This is a genomic window from Sphingomonas silueang (assembly GCF_040049155.1).
In the GTDB taxonomy this organism is placed as follows: domain Bacteria; phylum Pseudomonadota; class Alphaproteobacteria; order Sphingomonadales; family Sphingomonadaceae; genus Sphingomonas; species Sphingomonas silueang.
On record NZ_JBDZDK010000022.1, the window covers coordinates 1 to 20,938 of the forward strand.

The window sequence follows — 20,938 nt, forward strand, 5'->3', positions numbered from 1 at the left end:
CCGCCGCAAAACGGCAAATATGCAAAGGGCCCCGATCGGGGCCCTTTGCATATCATCCGCGCGCATCATCAGTGGCCTGCTTTTACTCCGCCACGCTGGCCGGAAATTAGACCGCCGTTGACAGGGCTTCATGAAGTTGGCCTGACCGGTCATCGCCGGCAGGTGCGCGATACCTTGATCGCGAAGTTCCTCTCTGAACGTCAGGAAGGTATGTTCAACGAGGTACAGGGCCAGCTCCATCTAAATGACCCGCATGAGCTGAGTGGTCCGGCGCTGGCCGGCGCAGGAGCCATAGAGAAGATGTATAAGCCCGGCGGCCTGATAGATGCTGGCGGCCCTGGGCAGTCAGCCGCACCCGTCGCTGCGGCCGAGGCGATTGAGGCAGGGTCGGGCAAGGTGCAGGATGCGCGTAGTCTGGCTACGGCGCAGCGCTCTTCTACCGTTATGGCTGCGCAGCCCGTGAAGGCAGAGATCGACGAAAAGCTTGGAAAGGGTTTCTTCGTCGACCCCTCGCTGAGGAAGTGAAGCCTAACTCCAGAACCAAAGAAGGAGGCCGACGAAACATGCACCGTAGACTGCCAAATAGGCAAGCTGATGGCTTCGTGGTGCATCCGCAGCCGGAGCTTCAACAGCCGGGATTTCAGACGCCGGCGTCGCGATCACGCCGCCAGAGCCGCTCTGGTCTCGCGTAATCAGGTACTGGGTGAGGTCGTAGGCCATGGCACATTGCTCCCGCCGCAAGGATACAGCGTTTGTTAATGGCCATCAAGGCGTTCGCCGCACCGGAGTTCATAACGAAAACCCGTCAGCGCGACAGGTGTTTGACGGTGCGCTGCTAGGGTTTTCTTGGCTCCTGGTTATGATGATCGGACTCTTCCCGTTGGCAGAGGCATCGTTGAATAGATCACCATCGATAACGATGCCTACTATCATCGCCTTCTTCATCGCCGTCGGCAGCGGCATCTTGCTTCGAAAGCGGCACTCCTGGGTAGGTGTGGTACTCCACATCTACGGGCAGATCGCCATCTGGCTTTCCCTGTTCGTCATGTCGCTCGCTATCGTACTGGCCCTGCTGGGTCACAAATGATCCCGTTCTGTCTGATCCTCGGTGACAGCACCGCAGTTGGCACCGCCGCAGCGTTGGCGATGTCGGGCATTCAGTGCGAGATGCGCGCTCGTGTTGGCGCATCTTCCAGTGACGCGCTGCGGTTTTCCCCTGAGACGTTGTCTGCCAGCCTCGTTGTCATAGCTCTCGGTTCGAACGATCCGCGCAGCCCTAAGCTTCTTCGAAATCTGGACGTCATCCGGCGTAGAACCACTGCGTCCCAGGTCGTTTGGATCGCGCCGTATAACCCGGCTGCCTCAGCGATCGTCAGGACTATTGCCGTGACCTTCGGCGATACGGTCGTGCACCTGGACGCCGTTCGTACACAAGACGGCATCCACCCTGTCAGTTATAGCTCAGTCGCTCAGATGGTGAGTGCGCCACGACCAACACAACGCTCGCCAGGTGCCCGGTCAACCTCACCAAGCGCTCAGCGGCTCGTCCGCCAAGCCGTTGTTGTCACCTTCTAAGCCGTGGCGGGTATTTGCAACAGGCTGAAGGTCCTCCGCAAAGAGCGTGGTTGGAGCCAAGCACAGCTCGCTGAAAGGCTTCAGATCTCACGACAAGCGGTCAACGCGATCGAAACGGGGAAGCACGATCCATCGTTGTCTAGCGCGTTCCAGATTGCACGCCTTTTCAGTCGACCGATTGCCGAAATCTTCGGCGACTAGGTCAAGGTTTTCGGTGACGGGACGTAGGGATGTGCCTGGCGCACAACCTCTGCGGCTTTCGCAATGGCGTCGATCTCCTTCATCGTGCCGCTCGGATCAATCGTCCAATTTGACCGGGGATTGAATACGATGGGCAAAGCCGTCACCTCGCCTATCAGCTTTTCCCAGTGCGCTTCGGGCTTGCCAGTGACGCCAGCGAGCAAATGGGCGAGCAGCGCCCGAATATCGTTCGTGTCTTCCGGAGCGTCATGGTTGGCCATTGGTCACCCTTTCTCGCCGTTGTGCGGCAGTCTGAACCGGGAAGGGCTCCTATCGGTTTGCTACCGGCGAACGAAAAGGATGACCATGAGCGACACATCTCTCGGCAACGTGAACACTGCGACGGCCGAGCAGCTGGATGCCGTCCCCGAGCTTAAAGGCCATGGTTTTGAGATTGTGCGCTACCGTGAGGAGCGTGGCAAATTCACCGATCTTCGTCAGCTTGATGAGGTGCCCGGCATGGCCGGAAAGGCGGACGGCGGAAGGTCTGCCCTGACCGTGGGCGACGCCTGATGCCTTAGCGGCGCAGGATCGGCACCGACGATACAGAAGCATGGCCACGGCGACCACATCCTCGGCATCGCAATCGAATGACCTTGGATGCGACGTCACCGTCGCCATGAAACCGTTCGAGGATTTGGCCTGCCGGCATGTTCATGCTCCGACCGCAGACGCATGCAATCCGCATGTCGGCGCGATCGGTCGCCCATTCACCGAGCGTTCTGTACGGTGCCTCGATCGTCGGCCGTTTGCTCACAGCGGTGACACGTCCTCATACCGTCCCGCCTTGCGAAGCTGGCGAACGATCCCGTTAAACGCGGCCGTCACGCCTTGGGCTCTGCCAATTTCGTTCGTCTGGGATGCTGCATCCCAATAGAGCTCGAGGGGCCAACGCTCCGGACAGTGGGGCAGAAGACAGCGTAGCGCGAGACGGACTTCCATGCCGTCGACCGTCGTCTCCGAACACCTGGCGACGCCGGCACGCAGGATGTGCACCGACAGCGCGATCACCACGCGCTGGTGCCGAGGCAGCGTCGACACGGATTAGTGAAAGTCGTGCGATTTGAAGCGCACGACGTCCTCAGGATCCTTACCGTCCGCGTGAGGCGGCCAGTATTGGTTGCGCGGCTCAGGCTGCCATCCCTTTTCCCCGCGATCCGGTGAGCCTGGATGTTGGCCGGCATCGCCGCGCCCGGTGCGGTGCGGGAAGGACATATCTCCGACACGGTGCAGCAGGTCGCCATGGTCGACGATCCGGTCGCAGATGACGTGGATCACCTCGCCTTCCTTCTGCACGCGCCCCTTTAGACCGACCATGGAGGCCGACATTATGGTCCGGCGCTGCGCCTCGAAGCGGTCGGGCCAAAGTATGCCGTTGGCGACGCCGGTCTCGTCCTCGATCGTGATGAACAGCACACCCTTCGCGGAACCGGGCTTCTGGCGCACGAGGATGATGCCGGCGACCTCGACATGGCGGCCGTCGCGGACGCTGGCGAGATCCGCGCAGCGTGTCACGCCGCGACGTGTCAGTTCATCACGCACGAACGTAAGCGGATGAGCGCGGAGCGACAGCTGCAGGTTGCGATAATCCTCGATCACCTCACGGCCATCGGTCAGCGCCCGCAGCTGCACCTCTGGCTCGATCCCTTCCGCGCTCAATGTCTCGGCCGCGCGATCCGCCGCGGCGAAGAGCGGCAGCGGGGCTTCGCCGAGCCCCCTCACCTTCCATAGCCCCTGCCGGCGATCGGCGCCGAAGCTGTGGAAGGCATCGCCATCCGCCAGCTTCTCGATTGCTGCGCGCTGCGCGCCAGACCGGCGCCAGACATCTTCGACGCAGTCATATGCCGTGGTGCTGCGCGCGGAGACGATCTTCGCCCCGTCAGCGTTCGACAGGCCGCGGATCACCCGCAGGCCAAGCCGCACCGCTAGGTAGCGCCCGCCTGTTCGCTCGAGCGTGCAATCCCACCGGCTCGCATTGACGCAAGGTGGCCGCACCTCGACCCCGTGCTCGCGCGCGTCGCGGACGATCTGTGCGGGCGCGTAGAAGCCCATGGGCTGCGCGTTCATCAGCGCGGCGCAGAATACGTCCGGATGATGGTGTTTCATCCAGCTGCTCGCATAGGAGATCTTGGCGAAGCTGGCGGCATGGCTCTCGGGGAAGCCGTAGGAGCCGAAGCCCTCAAGCTGGCGGAAGGTGCGCTCGGCGAAGTCGCGGGGATAGCCGCGTGCGACCATGCCCTCGATCAGCTTCTCGCTGAAATGGCTGACCCCGCCGGTGAATTTGAAGGTGGCCATGGCGCGGCGCAGCTGGTCCGCCTCGGCCGGCGTAAAGCCCGCGCCGACGATGGCGACCTTCATGGCTTGCTCCTGAAACAGGGGAACGCCGAGGGTCTTTTCCAACACCGCGCGCAGCTCCGGGCGCGGGTACTCCGGCCGTTCCAGCCCCTCACGCCGGCGAAGGTACGGGTGGACCATGTCACCCTGGATCGGCCCCGGCCGCACGATCGCGACCTGGATCACGAGGTCATAAAAGCGGCGTGGCTTCATGCGCGGCAGCATGCTCATCTGCGCGCGGCTCTCGATCTGGAAGGTGCCGAGCGTGTCAGCCTTCTGGATCATGGCGTAGACGGCCGGGTCATCGTCCTGCAGGTCGGCCAATCCAACCCGAATGCCTTTGTCCTGTTCGAGTAGGTTGAAGGCCCGGTTCATGCAGCCGAGCATGCCCAAGCCGAGGACGTCGACCTTCATGAACTTGAGGGAGTCGATGTCGTCCTTGTCCCACTCGATGATCTGCCGATCCTCCATCGCAGCGGGCTCGATCGGCACTAGGTCGTCGAGGCGATCATGGGTCAGCACGAAGCCGCCCGGGTGCTGCGACATGTGACGCGGCACGCCGATCAGCTTGCGCGCGAGGTCGAGCGTCAGGCGCAGCCGGCGATCGGCGATGTCGAGGTTGAGCTCGTCGACCTGCTTCTCGCCGACGCCTTCGGCCGACCAGCCCCAGACCAGCCCCGCCAGCGAGGAGGTCAGGTCCTCAGGCAGGCCAAGCGCCTTGCCGACGTCGCGCACCGCGCCGCGCGCGCGGTATCGCGTCACGACCGCCGTCAGCGCGGAGTGGTTGCGACCGTAGGTCTCATAGATCCACTGGATGATCTCCTCGCGGCGCTCGTGCTCGAAGTCGACGTCGATGTCGGGCGGTTCGCGGCGCTCCCCCGACACGAAGCGCTCGAACAGCAGCTCATGCTTGATCGGATCGATCGAGGTGACGCCGAGCACGAAGCACACGCAGCTGTTTGCGGCCGAGCCGCGGCCTTGGCAGAGGATCCCGCGCCGACGCGCCTCGCGCACGATGGCGTACACGGTGAGGAAGTACGGTGCGTAGCCAAGCTCGCCGATCAGCCGCATCTCATGCGCGATCTGCGTCGTGTAGGGCTCCGGCACGTTGCCGTCGAACATCCGCTCGACCGCTTCGGTCGCCAGCTTCTCCAAGGCTTCCTGCGCTGACAGCCCTTCGATCAGGCGCTCGTGCGGGTACTGATAGGCCAGCTCGCCAAGGTCGAAAGTGCAGATGCGCGCAATGTCGACGCTGGCCTGTAGCGCGTCCGGATAGGCGCGGAATCGCCGGACCATCTCGTCGGGCGACTTGAGCGCCCGGTCCGCGTTCACCTCCCGGCGATAGCCGAGCTCGTCGACGGTGCATTTCTCGCGCACTGCGGTGACGACGTCCTGCAACAGGCGTGCCTCGGGCGCATGGTAGAGCACATCCCCGGTCACAACGGCACGGACCCCTGCCCCGCCTGCCTGCCGCGCCAGCGCATCGATGCGGACCGCGTCCCCCGGCCGACGCCGCTGAAACAGGGCCATATAGCCGCGACGCCCGTAGATCGCCTTCAGGTCCTTCAGCGCCGCCAGGTTTTCCTCGTCCGCCTCGTGCGGTAACAGGATGGCGACGACACCCTCCGACCACGGCTCGAGGTCGTGCCAGTGGAGGAGGCATCCGCCCTTGCCTGCCCGCTTCTTGCCGACGGTGAGCAGCCTCGTGATCCTCGACCAGGCGGGCCGGTCGGTCGGATAGAGCAACAAGCGCCGGCCGCAGGACAGATCGACGCGCGTGCCCGCGATCGAGCGGACACCTGTGGCCTTCTGCGCCTCCCATGCACGCACCACACCACCAACGGTGCCGATGTCGCTGACGCCGATCGCCGGGTAGCCGAGCAGCGCCGCGGCCGCGAAGAGCTCCTCAGGCGACGATGCGCCGCGCAGGAGCGAAAAGTGGGTGAGCACCTGCAACTCGACATAGTGGGTCATCCGAAGACCCCGTGCATCCACCAGGAAAGGTCGCCAGTCTCGTCTTCGAAACCGTCACCCCGCCTGAAAACCCAGTAGCGGCCGCCCGCCTCGTCCTCGACGCGGTAATAGTCACGCACCGCCCACACCTCGGCGTCACGGCGCCACCACTCGCCGTGGACGCGCTCAGGGCCGTCGCCGGCGACGATCTTGTAGGTCTTGCCACGCCACTCGAACCGACGTGGTGGCTGGTCCGGCATCAGCGCAATCACGTGCGCCAGCGGTTCCGGCCGGGCAAAGAGGCGGATCGGGCGCTTCCACGCGGGCCATGATCCTGGCATTTCTACTGGGTCGGAGCGGGTGACGGCCCGTTCCGGCACATGACTCTCGACAGGCGCAAGCCGGTAGACGGCATAGCCTCCGATCCTGCCGGCGATGACGTCGACAAGGCGCGCCGGGTCCCGCACCAGCGCCTCGCCGGCGAGGACGGCGCCAAGGTCGACCGCATCCAGCGGTTCGGTATGCGGCGCGACCAGCCAGAATTGCTCGAGGCCCATGCCAGGGTCGATCCGCTCGATCCTGAGCTTCAGGAGCCTGAGGAGGTGCGATACCTCGCGCGTCGGGCGCGACGTGCCGACGCCCACGACCTGTTCCGTGCCGTCGACGCGCAAGGCCGTGAGGCGGAGCGCTCGTGCGCCCAAGCCTCGCGCCTGCAGGACCTGCGCAAGGTCACTCAGCAGGTCGCCCATGACTTGTTCGATCGCCTCGGCCGTGCCGATCGGCTCAAGGAGGCGACGCTCGACTATCGGAACTTCGGCATCCTCGCGCGGGGTGATTGGCTCGGCCACGGCGCCGAGCGCCTGGTCCAGACGCGTGATTGCCGGCAGACCGAGCCGACGCGCCAGTGGCCCACGCGCGACCGGCAGCAGATCCGCTACTGTCTCGAAGCCGAAGCGTTTGGCAGCGCTGATGGCGCTCGGCGCCAAGCGCAAGGCGATGATCGGCAGCGGCGAGATCGCACTGGCGGTTGCACCCGGCTCGACGCGGGTCAGCTCGCTGTGGCCGAAGCGAGCGAGGGCATGGGCCGCCCCTGCCGTATCAGCGACGGCCACGCGTGCGGTGAAGCCGGCACGACGGCAGAAGGCGATCAGCCGCCTGCAGAACCGCTCCTCACCACCATGCAGATGCGCGCAGCCAGCAAGGTCGATCCAGAGCCCATCGGCGGGCGTGACAGCAGCAATCGGCGACCAGCGCCGAACCGCGAACAGTGCCAAGCGGTCGAGGAGTGCAGCATCAGCCTCCGGCTCGGCCGGACGGAAATCGAGATCCGATACGAGCGCGCGTGCATGGGTCGCAGCCATGCCGGGATGGATGCCAAGCGCCCGTGCGCCTTCGCAGGCAGCAACCACCTCCTCGCGCCGGCCAGCCTTCCCGATAAGCGCCAAGGGTGGAAAGCCATGGGTTTTAATATCCAACGGCGATGCTTTTGGCGCCTGATGCCCTGCGATCACGGTCTTATAAGGGTGGCTTGCTGCCTCCGATCGCCGGCCAAGCTCGCGCATAGGCGGCTGCGCATGCGTTGGCAGCGCCGCGATCTGCGTCTCGACGTCGGCGCGGGAAGGCAGGCCTTCGCGTGCCCACCGCGCACCTGGCCGCCAACCGCCGCCCCGCGGCACCGAACAGGAGCCGGGGTCGTCATCTACCGGCAGCTCGAGGACAGGCCGTTCAGGCTGCTGCGAAGCGGACCGTTCCAACCGTCTCAGCCGCTCGATGGCTAAGTCCGGCAGGAACAGCGAGACGACCCGTCTCATCGCTGCCCTCCACAATCAGGGAGAACCCCTCACCCCCACGCTGGCGAGCGCACTCCACCGCCCATCTCGCCCTTCCTACACCCGCGACCTCAAGCCGCTCAGACGGTGCGGTGCCGATCCGCCAGCGGGTCCAGGCCGCAGATGGTTGGGCAATTGGATCCTCGTTGAGACCGCGTCGACGGCGCAAAAGCAGGACCGGCATGTCAGCCTCGGCCGCGACCAACTGCAGGCGGCGTGTTGCCACCATGGAAACCTTGCTCGCCTCCGCGACGATGGCAGACGGTGTGCCGTCGCGCACCGCGTCCTCGATCACTGCCAGAAGGGCCGCGTCGTCGCGCGGTTGGGCGTGGATCACGGCCGCAGCCGGGAGCCCAATCTGCTCCAGCGCCGGCGCATACAGGTCAGCGCGGCAGCTCGCCCACAACACTGGCCCGCCTGTCGCAGCAGCTTCACGCGCGGCGATGCTGGCGAGGAAGAGCGTCGTTGCCGCGTCGTCGACCATCGTGGCACTCTGCGCTGTCGCCTCGTGTAGCGCGCCAGCGCGAAGGCCCCCTGCCCCAAGCCGCCCGTCGATCGCGTCGACGCCGAAAGGCATGATGCGGAAGTCGGTCGCGGGTGTGGCGATCGTCCGAAGATGCGCTATGGTCGGCGCTGATGAATCAAGGGCGGCAGGCATAAGGGTTAGACTCTACTCGTTCCCTTTATGTTCCGTTACCGAGCCGCGTTGGTCAAGCCCATCTCGATCGGTTCAGCGCATTGTACCCGGTCACGGGGAGGTACGGGGGATCGTCGCTTGAGTGTTCGGAGCTTCGCCGCTGGGTTCGGGACAGCTGCCGTTATCGGGGTTGCGGCGTCCCTTTGGCTCTTGAAGAAGGCTGAGGATCGGCCCGTCCGGTACGCGCCGAAGACCTTCTATGACGACAGGGACGACCGGGCGAGCGACACCGGGTTCATCTCGGCCGAGGGAACGCTCGTGGGTCCAGATATGGACGGCCGGACCTTCCTGCACATCGAGTGCCGGCGAGGCCAAGGCTCCTGCCGCATCGCCGATCTATCGAACCTTGGCGCCGCGCGGTCCGTATTCCTGCATACCGACGAATACCCGATCAGGTCGTGGAATGCGGAGACCGTAGTCGCGGAAAGTGACCCTCCCTCGCATGGGTGCAACCGTGTGAGGTTGACCATCCAGCGGCAGGCGCAATCGGTCGAGTACCTCCGCATCCCTATGCCGCAGTCAGACAAATCGCGGTGTCAGGCGTTCGATCGGAAGCCGTATCAGTGGACCTTGGGGAACCAACCAACGTGACGGGAGCCGTCGTCGCGATCTAGCCGCACCAACGTCCGGCACCTATAAATCGATGTTCCTGGCATGCATCGCGTCCGCAGCGAGGTCAGCGATCGGCCCTACCCCGCCGACCGTCTCATAGATCAAGGTGACGTCGTGGTCCTCGAGCTTGTCGAGCATCAGCGCAACCGCCCGGGCGTTCACGTCATCCAGCACGGTCTTTGTGTCGTCGCTCGTCATGGGTAAGGATCCCGATCGTTTTCCTAGGGAGCATGAATAACATGAACATGAGTGAGCTGGCCAAGGGCGTCGCAGCGTCGACGGGTTCGAGCGAGGCCGATGCCAAGAAGGCGATCACGGCGGTTTTCGATCAGATCGCGGACGCGGCAGCGAAGGGCGATGAAGTCTCGATCCCTGGCTTCGGGAAGTTCGCCGTCAAGGATCGGCCGGAGCGTCAGGGCCGCAACCCGGCGACCGGCGAAGCCATGACGATCGCGGCGTCGAAGAAGGTGTCGTTCACCGCCGCCAAGGGCCTGAAGGACAAGCTCTGACGAGCATGCGCCGGCGATCGGTCGCCGGCGCCGACAGGAGGCGCGGATGTGTAATCGGTACAGGCTGACGGCAAAGGAAGCCGAGGTAGCTGCGACGTTCGGCATCCGCCCTCCCTATGAGGTCGATGAGACATTTCCGACCGGGGATATCTTCCCGACCGGAAAGAAGACGCCCTTCTATGGTGCCGTCATCGTGCAGGATGGCGACGATCGCCTCATCGAGCGTATGGAGTGGGGCGTGCCCACGCAGGTACCTAGCAAGCGCGACCCTGCGGCAAAGCTAACAAAGTACGTGACTAACGTACGCAATTTGCGCTCACCATTTTGGGCTTCGATGTTGAAAGAACCAGCGAGGCGTTGCTTGGTGCCCGTGACATCGTTCTCGGAATACGGTCAGGTTCCAGGTGAGGATGGTAGAAAGCCGCTCCACTGGTTTGACGTACCAAGCCGCCCGATCTTCGCGTTCGCTGGCATCTGGCGGCCAACGGAGCGGGGCAACGCCTTTGGTTTTCTTACCACGGAGCCAAACTCAATCGTCGCTCCGATACACCCCAAGGCAATGCCCGTCATACTACATGATGAGGATTACACGCGCTGGCTAGAAGCCCCATGGAACGACTTGATTGATATAGTTTCCTCTTATCCTTCTCAGCTTATGGCCCTTCGGCAAGACTGACGCGCAACAGCGAGCCGGCTAACCCATGGGCGTTCTGCCAACGCTGCCATATGATTTACGGTGCAGCCGAGCACCGATGGCAGCGCTGATGAGGTGCTCTTTGGCTGAAGGTGCTGTGGGACCTGTACGAGGATCCGGGCATCACCAGTGAACGGGAGGCCGCACGTTAGAGGTCGATCTTTCGGGTAATCATAGTGTGAGCTGCGAGGTCGGCGATCGGCCCTGCTCGATTGACCATCTGATAAAGTTCCGTCACTTCTTGATCGGTTAGCTTGCCAATCATCCACGCGACCGCCTTCGCGTTTCCCTCATTCAGAACAGTCTTTGGCTCGTCAGCTACCATGTATCTCGCCGAAACCTTCCCAATCCACGTATTTACTCGATCGCGTGACTCATCCCATGGCGCTTTGAGCATGTAGCCGGCCATCAACAGCCAGAAAGCAAGATAGCTCAAGAGCCAAACGTTGTCTCCGGCATTTGCATTCGACAGATCGGGTTGAACCTCCCTGACCATCGAGGCAGCGACCAGAAAGGCTCCTGCACCAGCGGTGATATGTATCAGTAGCACGATGCGGCTATTACATTTCGGGTACATCCATTTTGCTAGGCCACCAGCAAGCAATGAAGCTAGAGCGGTCAGCACGCCTGATGAAAAAAGAAGCGCCTTCGCCGTACAGGGCAAGCTAACTTTTGTCGCGTCTGATTCTATTCCGGAAACATTATTAAGAATAGCCAACATCGCCTGCAGCGGCACCGTAAGTGCGGCTAGATAGATAAGCGGCAATATGACCCCAGCTGTTAAAACCGGCACCTTCTGATGTAGCCCGAAAAATACCCGCGCGCCTGACTGGTGGACACGTTTCATATAGCCCCTTCTGCTCGTCCCCGAGGACCTGCCCATTCCCAATCGGCCTCTTATCCGCATAGGGTGCTACCTGATAGTCCAGCGTAGATGACCAGGAGCGGCTGACTAATGCACCTCTGAAATGCCTATTTCAGGCCGGCTTCAGAAACAACGTGTGCCTCGAAGTCGTAGTAGAACTCGATTGGTCTCTCGGCCACTACCCTAATCGGCACTTGGAATGCCATTGTCCGCGGCACCCCGCCTAAGCACGTTCGTGCCCACCTTAGCTGTTTTAGTATAAAGGATTCCGGCGAGAACAAAGCGTCCGTTATCTCCTCTGCAGTGTGGCTTTCAAGAAGGCGATGCTCACGAACAAAGTCGGCGACCCCTTCTACAAAGGCACCAACCGCCCTCTCGAATTGTATCTTCTCACGCTCGCCACCAGCAAGAGTCAGTCCGGGCCTAAGCGCCGTCGAGATCCTCGTTCCGGACGGACGTGGCGGCCCCGGCTTTTGCGTTTGGTCTACAGACATACTGCCATACTCGCATTCGCAACCATAGACCTCGAATGTTTCAGAATCTTCTTTACCGAATCTCCGAATGATAACCGATAGGCTGTCGTCTAATGCCGATTGCGCCTCCTCAGCTGTCGCGAAGGTGACAGGCTTATGAACTGATGGGGTGGATGCCCCCTTCGAGCGGCGTCGTATGATGCCGGACCGGCACCGGGAGGTGCCAAGCGAAGGAGGAGCAGATGACCGACGTCCACATCCTCGCCATCGACCTGGCGAAGCGCAGCTTCCAGATCTGCGCGACAGCGCCGGGAGGGGCGGTTCTATTTAACCGGACCGTGTCGCGGGCCAAGCTCGAGACGCATCTGCGCGAGCAGGCGCCATGCATCGTCGCGATGGAAGCCTGTGCCACGAGCCACTTCTGGGGCCGGTTTGCGCAAGCGCTGGGGCATGACGTTCGCCTAATCCCGCCGATCTACGTAAAGCCGTTCGTCAAACGGCAGAAGAACGATGCAGCGGACGCCGCAGCGATCGCAGAAGCGGCTGTTCGACCGAACCTGCATTATGTGGCGGTGAAGAGCGCCGAGCATCAAGCCCGTGCCGTCGCCTTTCGAACGCATCAATCCTTCGTCGGTCAGCGCACGCAGTTGATCAATGCGCTCCGTGGCCACCTGGCCGAGTTCGGCCTGGTCGTGGCGCAAGGGCCTGCGAACCTGAAGTCAGTCGTCGGGATGATTGACGACGGCGCGATCGACCTTCCCGACGCGGTTCGCGATGTCGCACGCCTCTACCTGGACCAGATCGCGTTGCTCACGAACAAGATCGAGGAGCTGCACTCGAAGCTCGTTCACTCGACCAAGGTTGACGACGCCATGCGTCGGCTGTGTACGGTGCCGGGGGTCGGCCCCGTGACCGCAGGCGCGATCATGGCCTTCGCGCCGGATCTGCGGACCTTTGCAAGCGGCAGGAACTTCGCCGCGTGGCTGGGCCTGGTCCCGCGACAGCGATCCACCGGCGGCAAAACGCGGCTCGGCTCGGTCAGCAAGATGGGGCAGGCCGATATCCGCAAGCTGCTGATCGTCGGCGCGATGAGCCGGATCAGATGGATCGTCCGCAAAGGCGTCCTGCCCGACAACTGGCTCGGCCATGTGCTCGGTCGCAAGCCGCGAATGGTGGCTGCGGTCGCCTTGGCCAACAAGATGGCGCGCATGATCTGGGCGATGATGACGCGAGAAGAGAATTATCGGATGGCGTAAGCCGGTCGTCTTCCTCTGAAGCGAACCGGTAAGCGCCTGGGGGCTTCGCGGCCCTCGCAAGGAGATCGACTGACGATTATGCGGCAAGGACTTCAATGTTCAGGACGTGGAAACCAGTCCCGGGGCGCGAGCATCGTAGCTCTCTGAACCGATGTGGACCGCGTTCTTCGAACTGCATACCGGCCAGTGGCAAACGATGAGCCACGCGAACAGGCCTGACACACGAACGATATAAGCGCCGAGCCGCCAGAACGTCGGAAAATCGCCTTGCAAAACCGGGGGCATCCACACACGCCCCTCCCGGCGCTGTCGCGCAGATCTGGAAGCTGCGCTTCGCCAGGTCGATGGCGAGGATGTGGACGTCGGTCATCTGCTCCTCCTTCGCTTGGCACCTCCCGGTGCCGGTCCGGCATCATACGACGCCGCTCGAAGGGGGCATCCACCCCATCAGTTCAGTCGGTGCTCAGGGGACGTTTCGCAGCCTTTGAAAACGCCGCCAATGATGGTATATACATGGCATATACCATGGAGGTCTTGAGATGGCTGAGTCTGCCCTGCATCGCGACATTCGCGAAGCCAAGCTATTCCGCAACAACCGGAGCCAGGCCGTCCGCATTCCGGCCGAGTTTGAGTTTTTCGGTAGCCGTGTCCTTATTCATAAGGAAGGTGATCGACTCATCATTGAGCCCGAACCGCGACCCAACCTGCTCGACACGCTTCGATCGTTATCTCCTCTTGATCCTAGCGATGCCTTTCCCGACGATCTCGATGACACGCTGCTGCCGCTCAAGGATGTCGATCTGTGAGCCGTACCCGTTACATGCTCGACACCAACATCGTGTCCGATCTCGTGCGGAGCCCGCAGGGCCGCGTCTTCGAGCGGATCGCACCGCTTGGAAGCGAAGCGATATGCGTCAGCATCATCACTGCGGCCGAACTGCGCTATGGGTGCGCGAAGAAGGGCTCGCCCCGACTGCTCGCACAGGTGGAGGCGATCCTCGCGAGCATCGAAATTCTGCCCCTCGATGTCCCGGCCGACGGCGAATATGCCGGCATCCGTGCAGAACTGGAGGCGGCCGGCAAATCGATCGGCCCGAATGACCTTCTTATTGCGGCTCACGCATACGCCCTCGGCGCGACGCTGGTCACCGCCAACGTAGGTGAGTTTCAACGCATTCGAGGTCTGCGCATCGAAAACTGGATTGGTTGATACGTTCGCCGGGCGCGCAACGGCCTGTCCTCGTAGGAAAACGCTCACGGGATGACCAAGCCCGCTGCTGTCGCAGCGGGTCCGGGGACCGGGGCCGAGAGATCACCGCATCAGCGGGGGCAGCGCTGCGCTGTGGGATGGCTCCACGCTGCCCCTGCTGCTACCAAGAGGTGTCATTTCTATCTGGCGAAGAATGTGTCTTTTCTAAATAGCGGGAACAACAAACCGCCAGTTTTTGGCGACAATTTTCCGGCGCAAATGCCAGCGGGAGATGAGCAGCCCCCACCGGGTGGTCCGGGTAGATAGTTAGTGCATTGTCGTCTCCGCCGCCATTGCCGGTCGGAGGTGGAGCGAAGCGGAACCGGAGGCCGGCAATGGCGGCGTCGCCGCTTCTGGTGCGGGTGGGCGATAGCCGAGGCTGCTGTGCGGTCGGACAGTGTTGTAGTGACGCCGCCACGCCTCGATCAGCACCCTGGCTTCAGCGAGGGTGTAGAAGATCTCGCCGTTCAGCAGCTCATCCCGCAGCGAGCCGTTGAAGCTCTCGTTGTAGCCGTTCTCCCATGGCGAGCCTGGCGTGATGTAGAGCGTGTTCACGCCGATCTGCCCAAGCCATTTCTGGACTGCGGTGGCGATGAACTCGCTGCCGTTGTCCGATCTGATATGGGCAGGCGGGCCCCGGTCAATGAACAGCTCGGCCAGGGCCGCCAGCACATCTTCGTGGCGAAGCTGACGGGCGACCACCAGCGCCAGGCACTCGCGGCTGGCCTCGTCGATGATCGTGAGGATGCGGAACTTGCGCCCGTCGTGCGTCCGTGCCTCGACAAAGTCGTACGCCCAGATGTGCCCGGGATATTCCGGCCGCAGCCGAATACACGAGCCATCGTTCAACCACAGCCGACCACGTTTCGGCTGTCGCTGAGGCACCTTCAGCCCCTCGCGTCGCCAGATCCGTTCCACCCGTTTGTGGTTCACCGACCAGCCGGCCGCATGCAGCAGTGCGGTTACCCGGCGATAGCCGTAGCGCCCGTACTGCCTGGCCAGCGCGACGATGTCGTCGGTCAGCGCCTCCTCGTCATCTGCCCCACACGGCACTTTGCGCTGCGTCGACCGATGCTGCCCGAGGACGCGGCACACCCGTCGCTCGGACACATCCAGCACCTCACGCACCTGGTCGATGCAGCGCCGGCGCCGTGCGGGGCTCAGAAGTTTCCCCGCGCCGCCTCCTGCAGGATCAGCTTGTCCAATGTCAGGTCCGAGATCGCGCGACGCAGCCGGAGGTTCTCCTTCTCCAGATCCTTCATCCGCCGCGCCTGATCCGTCTTCAGACCACCATATTCCTTGCGCCATCGGTAATAGGTCTGCTCGCTGACTGCGATGCGCCGGCATGCCTCGGCCGTCGTGCCGCCCTGGCCCAGCATGATCTCAACCTCACGCAGCTTGCCGATGATCTCCTCGGGCTTGTGCTTCTTCGCTGGCATTCGTCGTCCCTTCCTCGATCCAGACTGTCATAGTCGATGGACCACTCAGAAGGGGGCAGCTCAGAGAAGCGATAGTTGTCTCAGCGCTCTGCTTGAGCATAGTTCAAATCCGGTAAGACAGTCTCCCAAACATCGCGTTTGAGCCCGTCGTGATAATCCGGATGATTATCCGCTCTACGCCATTGCACTATCGCACCAACCTCCGCGCGGTGAACCTGCCATCCTTCGGGTATTTGGAAGGATCTGCTCATGCGCCCGATCGTCTGCCCATGCATGTTTTGGATCAGCCAGCCTTTCGGACCTTTGACAAGCTGAAGCGTCTCACCAACCTTTGCGGCCGCGATCGCCGCATGAGTAGGATTCCAGTCAGGTAAGCGCCCGGCAAATGAAAGATCAACCAGACTCATTTCAGCCGGTTGGTACCGGTGGGGTTCACCGGCCAGTTGCCGCGGTTCGGATGGGATGTGACGTCGGAGCACGGCCTCCGGGGGCCCGTGGACGAACGGATGTTTGTCGCGCGCGAAAACAGACAAGCTCCGGCGCGCTCTTGTCATTGCTACATAGAACAGCCGGCGAGGAGCATCGATGTCCTCGTCTCGTGACGTGCTGGTCCAGTCGCCGTCGAGGATAACGACATCATCAAATTCCAGGCCCTTGGCCCGATGCGCGGTGAGTAGCAGAAGACCGCGCTGATCTCCCCTTGTATGGCAGCACCACTCGGCCAGCCATTCGATAAGATCCGGCACCGTCATCTGTGCGTCGCCGATTTCGCGACCGAGAGCGGCCAATCCTTCCGACAGCAACTCTGTCCAGCGATTGTTTGCCTGCGCTGAGAGAACCTGATGCATGTCCCCGACATTCAGCAGCCGCGTCGGCTCAGCGCGACACAGGTCCACAAACCTCTGCGTCTCTCGTAAGCGCCAGATGCTAGGTAAGCTCTCATTCGCCATTTCGACCGGAATGCCGAGCGTCTCGGCATAACTACGCACGTGATCAAGGCGTCGCCAATCCCGCGAGATGATTGCCGTTTTCGCCCAGCTCCATTCGGGGTCAAGGCGCGACAGACGCACTAACTCATCGATAGCCGCACAGGCGCTGTCACTCGCGTGGCCTGAGCACGATAGGATTTGAACCCGCCCGTGCGCGACGGGATCGAGGCGCGCCATCACCCCTCCCGCTGGCGCTTTCCGACGCTTGCGGTCGATGATGATGTCATGACCCAGCTTCATCCGCTCGGCGGCGGGCGCGATGACCGCGTTCGCAGCCTTTATGATGTGGGCGGTTGAGCGGTAGTTCTCGACCAAGAACTCGGGCTTGGCCTTGTAATCGGCCTCAAACCGCCGGATGTATTCGACCGACGCCCCCGCGAAGGCGTAGATGTTCTGATCGTCGTCACCAACGGCAAACAAGCTCAGGCGCAAATCGGGATCGTCGAGCGAGCGACCCGCCACTGCGGCAATCAGCGCATATTCTTCTGGTCCGATATCCTGGTACTCGTCGACCAAGATCCAGCGATAGCCCTGGATCAGCGCATCGCGTTGAGCTTCCGCATCGCTCTTGCTCAGTCCTGCACCTTGCAGATGGTCGACAGCGATGCGCACCACATTGTCGAAGTCATGGCTGCCCGCTGAAGCTCCGGCAAAGCTGGCACCGACAAGACGCATCGCCAGCGCATGGCAGGTCGAAATTGTGACGTTTCTGGCGTCATCTCCGATCAACTGCCTCAAGCGCGACCGGATTTCCGTGACTGCATGGCGATTGTAGCTCAGCACGAGAATGCCGCTAGGGTTCTCGCGTTTGACCCGGATCAGATAGGCGATCCGGTGCACCAAGGTCCGCGTTTTTCCCGAGCCTGGCCCCGCCAGCACCAGCACGTTGGTCTGCTCGCGGTCGTCGCTGACAATCTTCTGCTGGACTGGGTTGTTCAGGTCTTCGACGATGGTCTGCCACGAGGCAGGCGTGGTTTGGCGCCGTATGGCAGCCTTCTCGCCTGGCAGCCATCGGCCGAGGAAATCATCGCGATCGAGCACGAAGTAATCTTCGGACAGCCTTAAAGCGTGATCGATCGAAGTGAGACCCTTCCGCGCATAAGCAGCCATCACATGGATCTGAGTGGTCTTTTCGCTGTAGTGTTCCTCGAGCGGCATGAAGTGCTGCTGCGTAAATGCACCCGTCCCAGGCCTCAGATGGATCGTCATGGCCGGGCGGAACACGGTCAGGCCCTTGCCTAGCACCAGGACATCCTGCTCGTGCATCCACAGGAGCGCGCGCGTAAGCAGCTTTGTATGGTCTTTGGCCTCCATGCGCAGGAACGCATCGGACGTGAGCGTTGACATAAGCTCGCCCATCGTGGTCTCGACTTGCAGGTCCTTGCCGCGCTTTCCCTTTGGCAACTTCCCGATTAAGTGCTGGAGCGCCTTCTCCGCGCCATCGCGCCGGATCACCGCGGTCCGGGCAAGTGTGTCCCAAGATCGCTGCAGCGTCACATAGAGAATGTCGCGCGACTGCTTTCGTATGGCGAGGTTACCCTTTCCGCCATCCTGATCGCGCCCATCCTGGGCTATCCCACGCAGGAGCTTTTCGATGATGTCCGGCCGGGTATTCTCTAGGCCCTCTCCGCGCAGCTTCTGGCACAATTGGGAGAGATGTAGTGGGAAGGCTCCCTCGCCTTCCGCATCAGGTTCGGTCTCGCGCATGACATCGATCATGGCGACCTCCAGGCTGCTTGCCTGCCGGAAGCGTTCGGTCGATTGCCCCTCGACTCCCACATGGACGAAGGCGGTCAGCGCCATGTCGTTACGGGCAAGCCCGAGAACCTCCAGATCGTGCATCGCCTTCGGCAATCCGCCGTTCGTCAGCCCACTCACGCCGACCAATTCGTCCGTAGAGACACCCTCGTCCGGTGCAGTGCTCATCAAATGGCGCACGATGCTTAGAAGTTGCTTGGATCTCGCTTCGGTGATCGAGGCCTTTGACAGGATGTCCTGCGCCTCTTCGAGAGTTCTGACGGAGAGTGATGCCGGGAAGATCCGGACGTGGTTCTCTTCGCGTGCCAGCAGCGTGGCCTCTTCAAGCCATGAGACGGCCGTTTTCACGCGAGTGTCGTCGGTCAGCTTATCGCGCTCGAACTCGTGGTCCTGCTCAGCGCGTACGATCTCTCCCGATGTCGCCACCACATTGCCGTGCTTGGTGGTCTTATCGTCGAGCCGTCGCAGCGCCTTCAAGATCGCGCCAATTTCATGTCGCGCAAGCCGGGAGCGCGCAGACAAGGTGAACTGACGCTCCACATCGTCATCCGCGAACAGAAGCACGCAGTCGGCGTGCTCGCGATCGCGGCCAGCGCGCCCGGCTTCCTGCAGGTAGTTCTCGAGAGATCCTGGAATGTCACCGTGCACCACGAGACGAATGTCGGGCTTGTCGATCCCCATGCCGAAGGCGTTGGTCGCCGCGATAATTCTCAGCTCTCCGACACGGAAACGCTCCTGCACCTCCTTCTTTTTATCCGGCGCTAAACCTGCGTGAAAGAAGTCGGCCGCCAGCCCTTGCGCCTGCAGAAACTCGGCCACGAGCTCTGTATGCCGGCGTGATGAGCAATAGATCACTGCCCCGGATGCGCCTTCCGCCGGCAGCTTGGCTTCAATCACGCCCAGGATATCCCCAAGCTTGGTGCTGCTCATTGTCGGACGGACTTCGAAGGTAAGATTTGTGCGTACCGCGCCGCCGTCCAGCAGCAGGAGCTCGGTCCCAAGCCGGGCTTGGAAATGCTCGCGGATGTCCCGCACAACCTCAGGTTTGGCAGTAGCCGTGAGGCATAAAACCGGGGCCGGCGGACGATCGCCAGAAAACTCTTTGATAAAGCGGCCGATATAGCGGTAGTCGGGACGGAAATCGTGACCCCACTTCGAGACGCAGTGGGCTTCGTCCAGCACCCACAATCCCACGTCACGCTGACCGAGAACCGAACGGACGGAGACGCTCCGCAGCTGCTCGGGCGAGATGAGCAAAATGCTCGCATCCCCCATACGCACTTGGTCAAGGATGTTCTGCCTCTCCGGCAGCGACAGCATTCCATTGATCGTGACAGCCGACGAGATGCCGGCGCGGGCCATGCCTTGCACCTGGTCGTTCATCAAAGCGACCAGTGGTGAGATCACAACCGTCAGCGCTCCGACCTTTTCGAACTTGGCCAAGGCAGGGATCTGATAGCAAACCGATTTGCCGGTACCCGTGGGAAGGATGCCGAGCAGGCTTTGGCCGTGCATCGCCTCCTCAACGATGCGCTCCTGCAACGGGCGACCCTGCCGGTCGACCGGATGCGGTCGGAATGCGTTGAAGCCGAACCAGCGGCGAAGCGCTTCGCTGGGATCGTTCATCTTGCGGCACCACGTGCAATCCGGTTTGCAGCAGTCGGCATCGCGCAACTGCGTCACGATGTCTGAGGCCTCGCGGAATTGCGCTCGCACCCATGGCGGCATCACGGAGTTGCCGCCTGCCACGGTGATCCAGGATAACGCATATGCGGTGGGCCAAGCCCTTCGCGGACTACTAATCTTTTCCAGCAACTCCTCGGTCCGCTGTGTGCAGGCACGGGTTTCGAGCATTCGGCGGATAGCTTGCTCCGCCTCGTGAACGGACGGCGCAGGCGATCGGCGACTGGCTTGGAAGACGGCATCGAACCCGGCGGAGCGGCCTGCTCGGGTGCTCAGGAAATGGTACGCGGTCAGCGTATCAGGTGCGTTGTCCCGCATGGCATCGAAGGCTTGCAGCTGGTCGCGCAAAACGCTGAAGACCAGTTTGGCATCCTTTTCAGGATCGTTGATGTGGCCTGCATCGAGCCTTCCATCCACATGATGCTTCACCAGACGGTGATAGGGGTTCTCCGGGAATGCGAGGGGGCTGAGCCACAAGGTATCAATTGGCGCCTTGAAGAACCTAGCGAGGTTCGGACGCATAGCAGCAAGGTGCGGGAGATCGTGCTGTAGGATGTTGTGGCCGATGCAGTGGTCGCTTTCCGACAGGCGCGCCTCTAACTGATCAAGCGCCCGGCTCATTCCTTCAGTGCCCGACTGGATCCACGTTTGGTCACGATAGCGGACAGCGGCGACGGCAAAGATCTGAGCTGACTTCGGGTTCACCTCGAGATCGATCGAGACACAGCGTTCGAGCAACTGAATTGAGGGGGGAGCTAACACTGCAGCAACGTTCAACCAAGC

General features: G+C 62.1%; 18 protein-coding genes and 1 pseudogene. 9 read left to right on the forward strand and 10 right to left on the reverse strand.

What is annotated here, in order from left to right; genetic code table 11:
* Positions 1–525, forward strand: a pseudogene (locus ABLE43_RS16930) (hypothetical protein); the annotation flags it as partial.
* Positions 526–528: 3 nt separating this feature from the next.
* Here the strand turns inward: ABLE43_RS16930 and ABLE43_RS16935 are convergent.
* Entirely contained in the window at positions 529–720 is a 192-nt protein-coding gene (locus tag ABLE43_RS16935) for a hypothetical protein (RefSeq protein ID WP_156442303.1), read from the reverse strand.
* A gap of 199 nt (positions 721–919) precedes the next feature.
* Here ABLE43_RS16935 and ABLE43_RS16940 point away from each other — a divergent pair, with 199 nt between their 5' ends.
* Positions 920–1,087, forward strand: coding sequence for a hypothetical protein (locus ABLE43_RS16940; RefSeq protein WP_348979562.1), 168 nt, complete (start codon positions 920–922; stop codon positions 1,085–1,087).
* 500 nt (positions 1,088–1,587) lie between these two features.
* Positions 1,588–1,776, forward strand: coding sequence for a helix-turn-helix transcriptional regulator (locus ABLE43_RS16945; protein WP_348979605.1), 189 nt, complete (start codon positions 1,588–1,590; stop codon positions 1,774–1,776).
* Here ABLE43_RS16945 and ABLE43_RS16950 read toward each other — a convergent pair.
* Positions 1,773–2,036, reverse strand: a complete 264-nt coding sequence (locus tag ABLE43_RS16950) for a hypothetical protein (RefSeq protein WP_348979563.1) — start codon at positions 2,034–2,036, stop codon at positions 1,773–1,775. The two genes, ABLE43_RS16945 and ABLE43_RS16950, sit on opposite strands and share 4 nt — an antisense overlap.
* 79 nt (positions 2,037–2,115) lie before the next feature.
* On the opposite strand from ABLE43_RS16950, the gene ABLE43_RS16955 reads away from it, so the two are divergent.
* Positions 2,116–2,328: a ComEA family DNA-binding protein gene (locus ABLE43_RS16955; RefSeq protein WP_348979564.1), complete on the forward strand. Its 213-nt coding sequence runs from the start codon at positions 2,116–2,118 to the stop codon at positions 2,326–2,328.
* A 240-nt stretch (positions 2,329–2,568) separates the two neighbouring features.
* Here the strand turns inward: ABLE43_RS16955 and ABLE43_RS16960 are convergent, their stop codons facing one another.
* The 5 genes from ABLE43_RS16960 to ABLE43_RS16980 form a co-directional block, all read right to left on the reverse strand.
* Positions 2,569–2,829 carry a hypothetical protein gene (locus ABLE43_RS16960; protein ID WP_231902921.1) on the reverse strand — a complete coding sequence of 87 codons (261 nt, stop codon included), beginning with the start codon at positions 2,827–2,829 and terminating at the stop codon, positions 2,569–2,571.
* Between the two features lie 30 nt (positions 2,830–2,859).
* On the reverse strand, positions 2,860–6,123 hold the full coding sequence (locus ABLE43_RS16965) for an error-prone DNA polymerase (protein WP_348979565.1): 3,264 nt from the start codon (positions 6,121–6,123) through the stop codon (positions 2,860–2,862).
* On the reverse strand, positions 6,120–7,913 hold the full coding sequence (locus tag ABLE43_RS16970; protein ID WP_348979566.1) for a Y-family DNA polymerase: 1,794 nt from the start codon (positions 7,911–7,913) through the stop codon (positions 6,120–6,122). Before ABLE43_RS16970 ends, ABLE43_RS16965 begins: the two co-directional genes overlap by 4 nt.
* Positions 7,828–8,415, reverse strand: coding sequence for an ImuA family protein (locus ABLE43_RS16975; RefSeq protein ID WP_348979567.1), 588 nt, complete (start codon positions 8,413–8,415; stop codon positions 7,828–7,830). Before ABLE43_RS16975 ends, ABLE43_RS16970 begins: the two co-directional genes overlap by 86 nt.
* Positions 8,416–9,261: 846 nt before the next feature.
* Positions 9,262–9,438: a hypothetical protein gene (locus ABLE43_RS16980; RefSeq protein ID WP_348979568.1), complete on the reverse strand. Its 177-nt coding sequence runs from the start codon at positions 9,436–9,438 to the stop codon at positions 9,262–9,264.
* Between the two features lie 41 nt (positions 9,439–9,479).
* Between ABLE43_RS16980 and ABLE43_RS16985 the strand changes: the two genes are divergently transcribed.
* Both ABLE43_RS16985 and ABLE43_RS16990 read left to right on the forward strand, forming a co-directional pair.
* Positions 9,480–9,749, forward strand: coding sequence for an HU family DNA-binding protein (locus ABLE43_RS16985; RefSeq protein WP_348979569.1), 270 nt, complete (start codon positions 9,480–9,482; stop codon positions 9,747–9,749).
* Between the two features lie 46 nt (positions 9,750–9,795).
* Complete coding sequence (locus ABLE43_RS16990; protein ID WP_348979570.1) at positions 9,796–10,425, forward strand: SOS response-associated peptidase; 630 nt, start codon at positions 9,796–9,798, stop codon at positions 10,423–10,425.
* Positions 10,426–10,591: 166 nt separating this feature from the next.
* Here the strand turns inward: ABLE43_RS16990 and ABLE43_RS16995 are convergent, their stop codons facing one another.
* Entirely contained in the window at positions 10,592–11,290 is a 699-nt protein-coding gene (locus tag ABLE43_RS16995) for a hypothetical protein (protein WP_348979571.1), read from the reverse strand.
* Between the two features lie 733 nt (positions 11,291–12,023).
* Here ABLE43_RS16995 and ABLE43_RS17000 point away from each other — a divergent pair.
* The 3 genes from ABLE43_RS17000 to ABLE43_RS17010 all read left to right on the forward strand — a co-directional run bounded on the left by ABLE43_RS17000 (position 12,024) and on the right by ABLE43_RS17010 (position 14,247).
* Positions 12,024–13,037, forward strand: a complete 1,014-nt coding sequence (locus tag ABLE43_RS17000) for an IS110 family RNA-guided transposase (RefSeq protein WP_242122391.1) — start codon at positions 12,024–12,026, stop codon at positions 13,035–13,037.
* 539 nt (positions 13,038–13,576) lie between these two features.
* On the forward strand, positions 13,577–13,843 hold the full coding sequence (locus ABLE43_RS17005) for an antitoxin (protein ID WP_348979572.1): 267 nt from the start codon (positions 13,577–13,579) through the stop codon (positions 13,841–13,843).
* A 14-nt stretch (positions 13,844–13,857) separates the two neighbouring features.
* Entirely contained in the window at positions 13,858–14,247 is a 390-nt protein-coding gene (locus tag ABLE43_RS17010; protein WP_348979606.1) for a type II toxin-antitoxin system VapC family toxin, read from the forward strand.
* A gap of 306 nt (positions 14,248–14,553) precedes the next feature.
* On the opposite strand, the gene ABLE43_RS17015 is transcribed toward ABLE43_RS17010, so the two are convergent.
* Both ABLE43_RS17015 and ABLE43_RS17020 read right to left on the reverse strand, forming a co-directional pair.
* Positions 14,554–15,725 (reverse strand): IS3 family transposase gene (locus tag ABLE43_RS17015; RefSeq protein WP_348979573.1). Its coding sequence is split into 2 segments (ribosomal slippage): positions 14,554–15,461 and positions 15,461–15,725, totalling 1,173 coding nucleotides; the frame shifts between segments, so codons are not numbered across the junction.
* An 80-nt stretch (positions 15,726–15,805) separates the two neighbouring features.
* Positions 15,806–20,932: a RecQ family ATP-dependent DNA helicase gene (locus tag ABLE43_RS17020; protein ID WP_348979574.1), complete on the reverse strand. Its 5,127-nt coding sequence runs from the start codon at positions 20,930–20,932 to the stop codon at positions 15,806–15,808.
* Positions 20,933–20,938 lie beyond the last annotated feature (6 nt).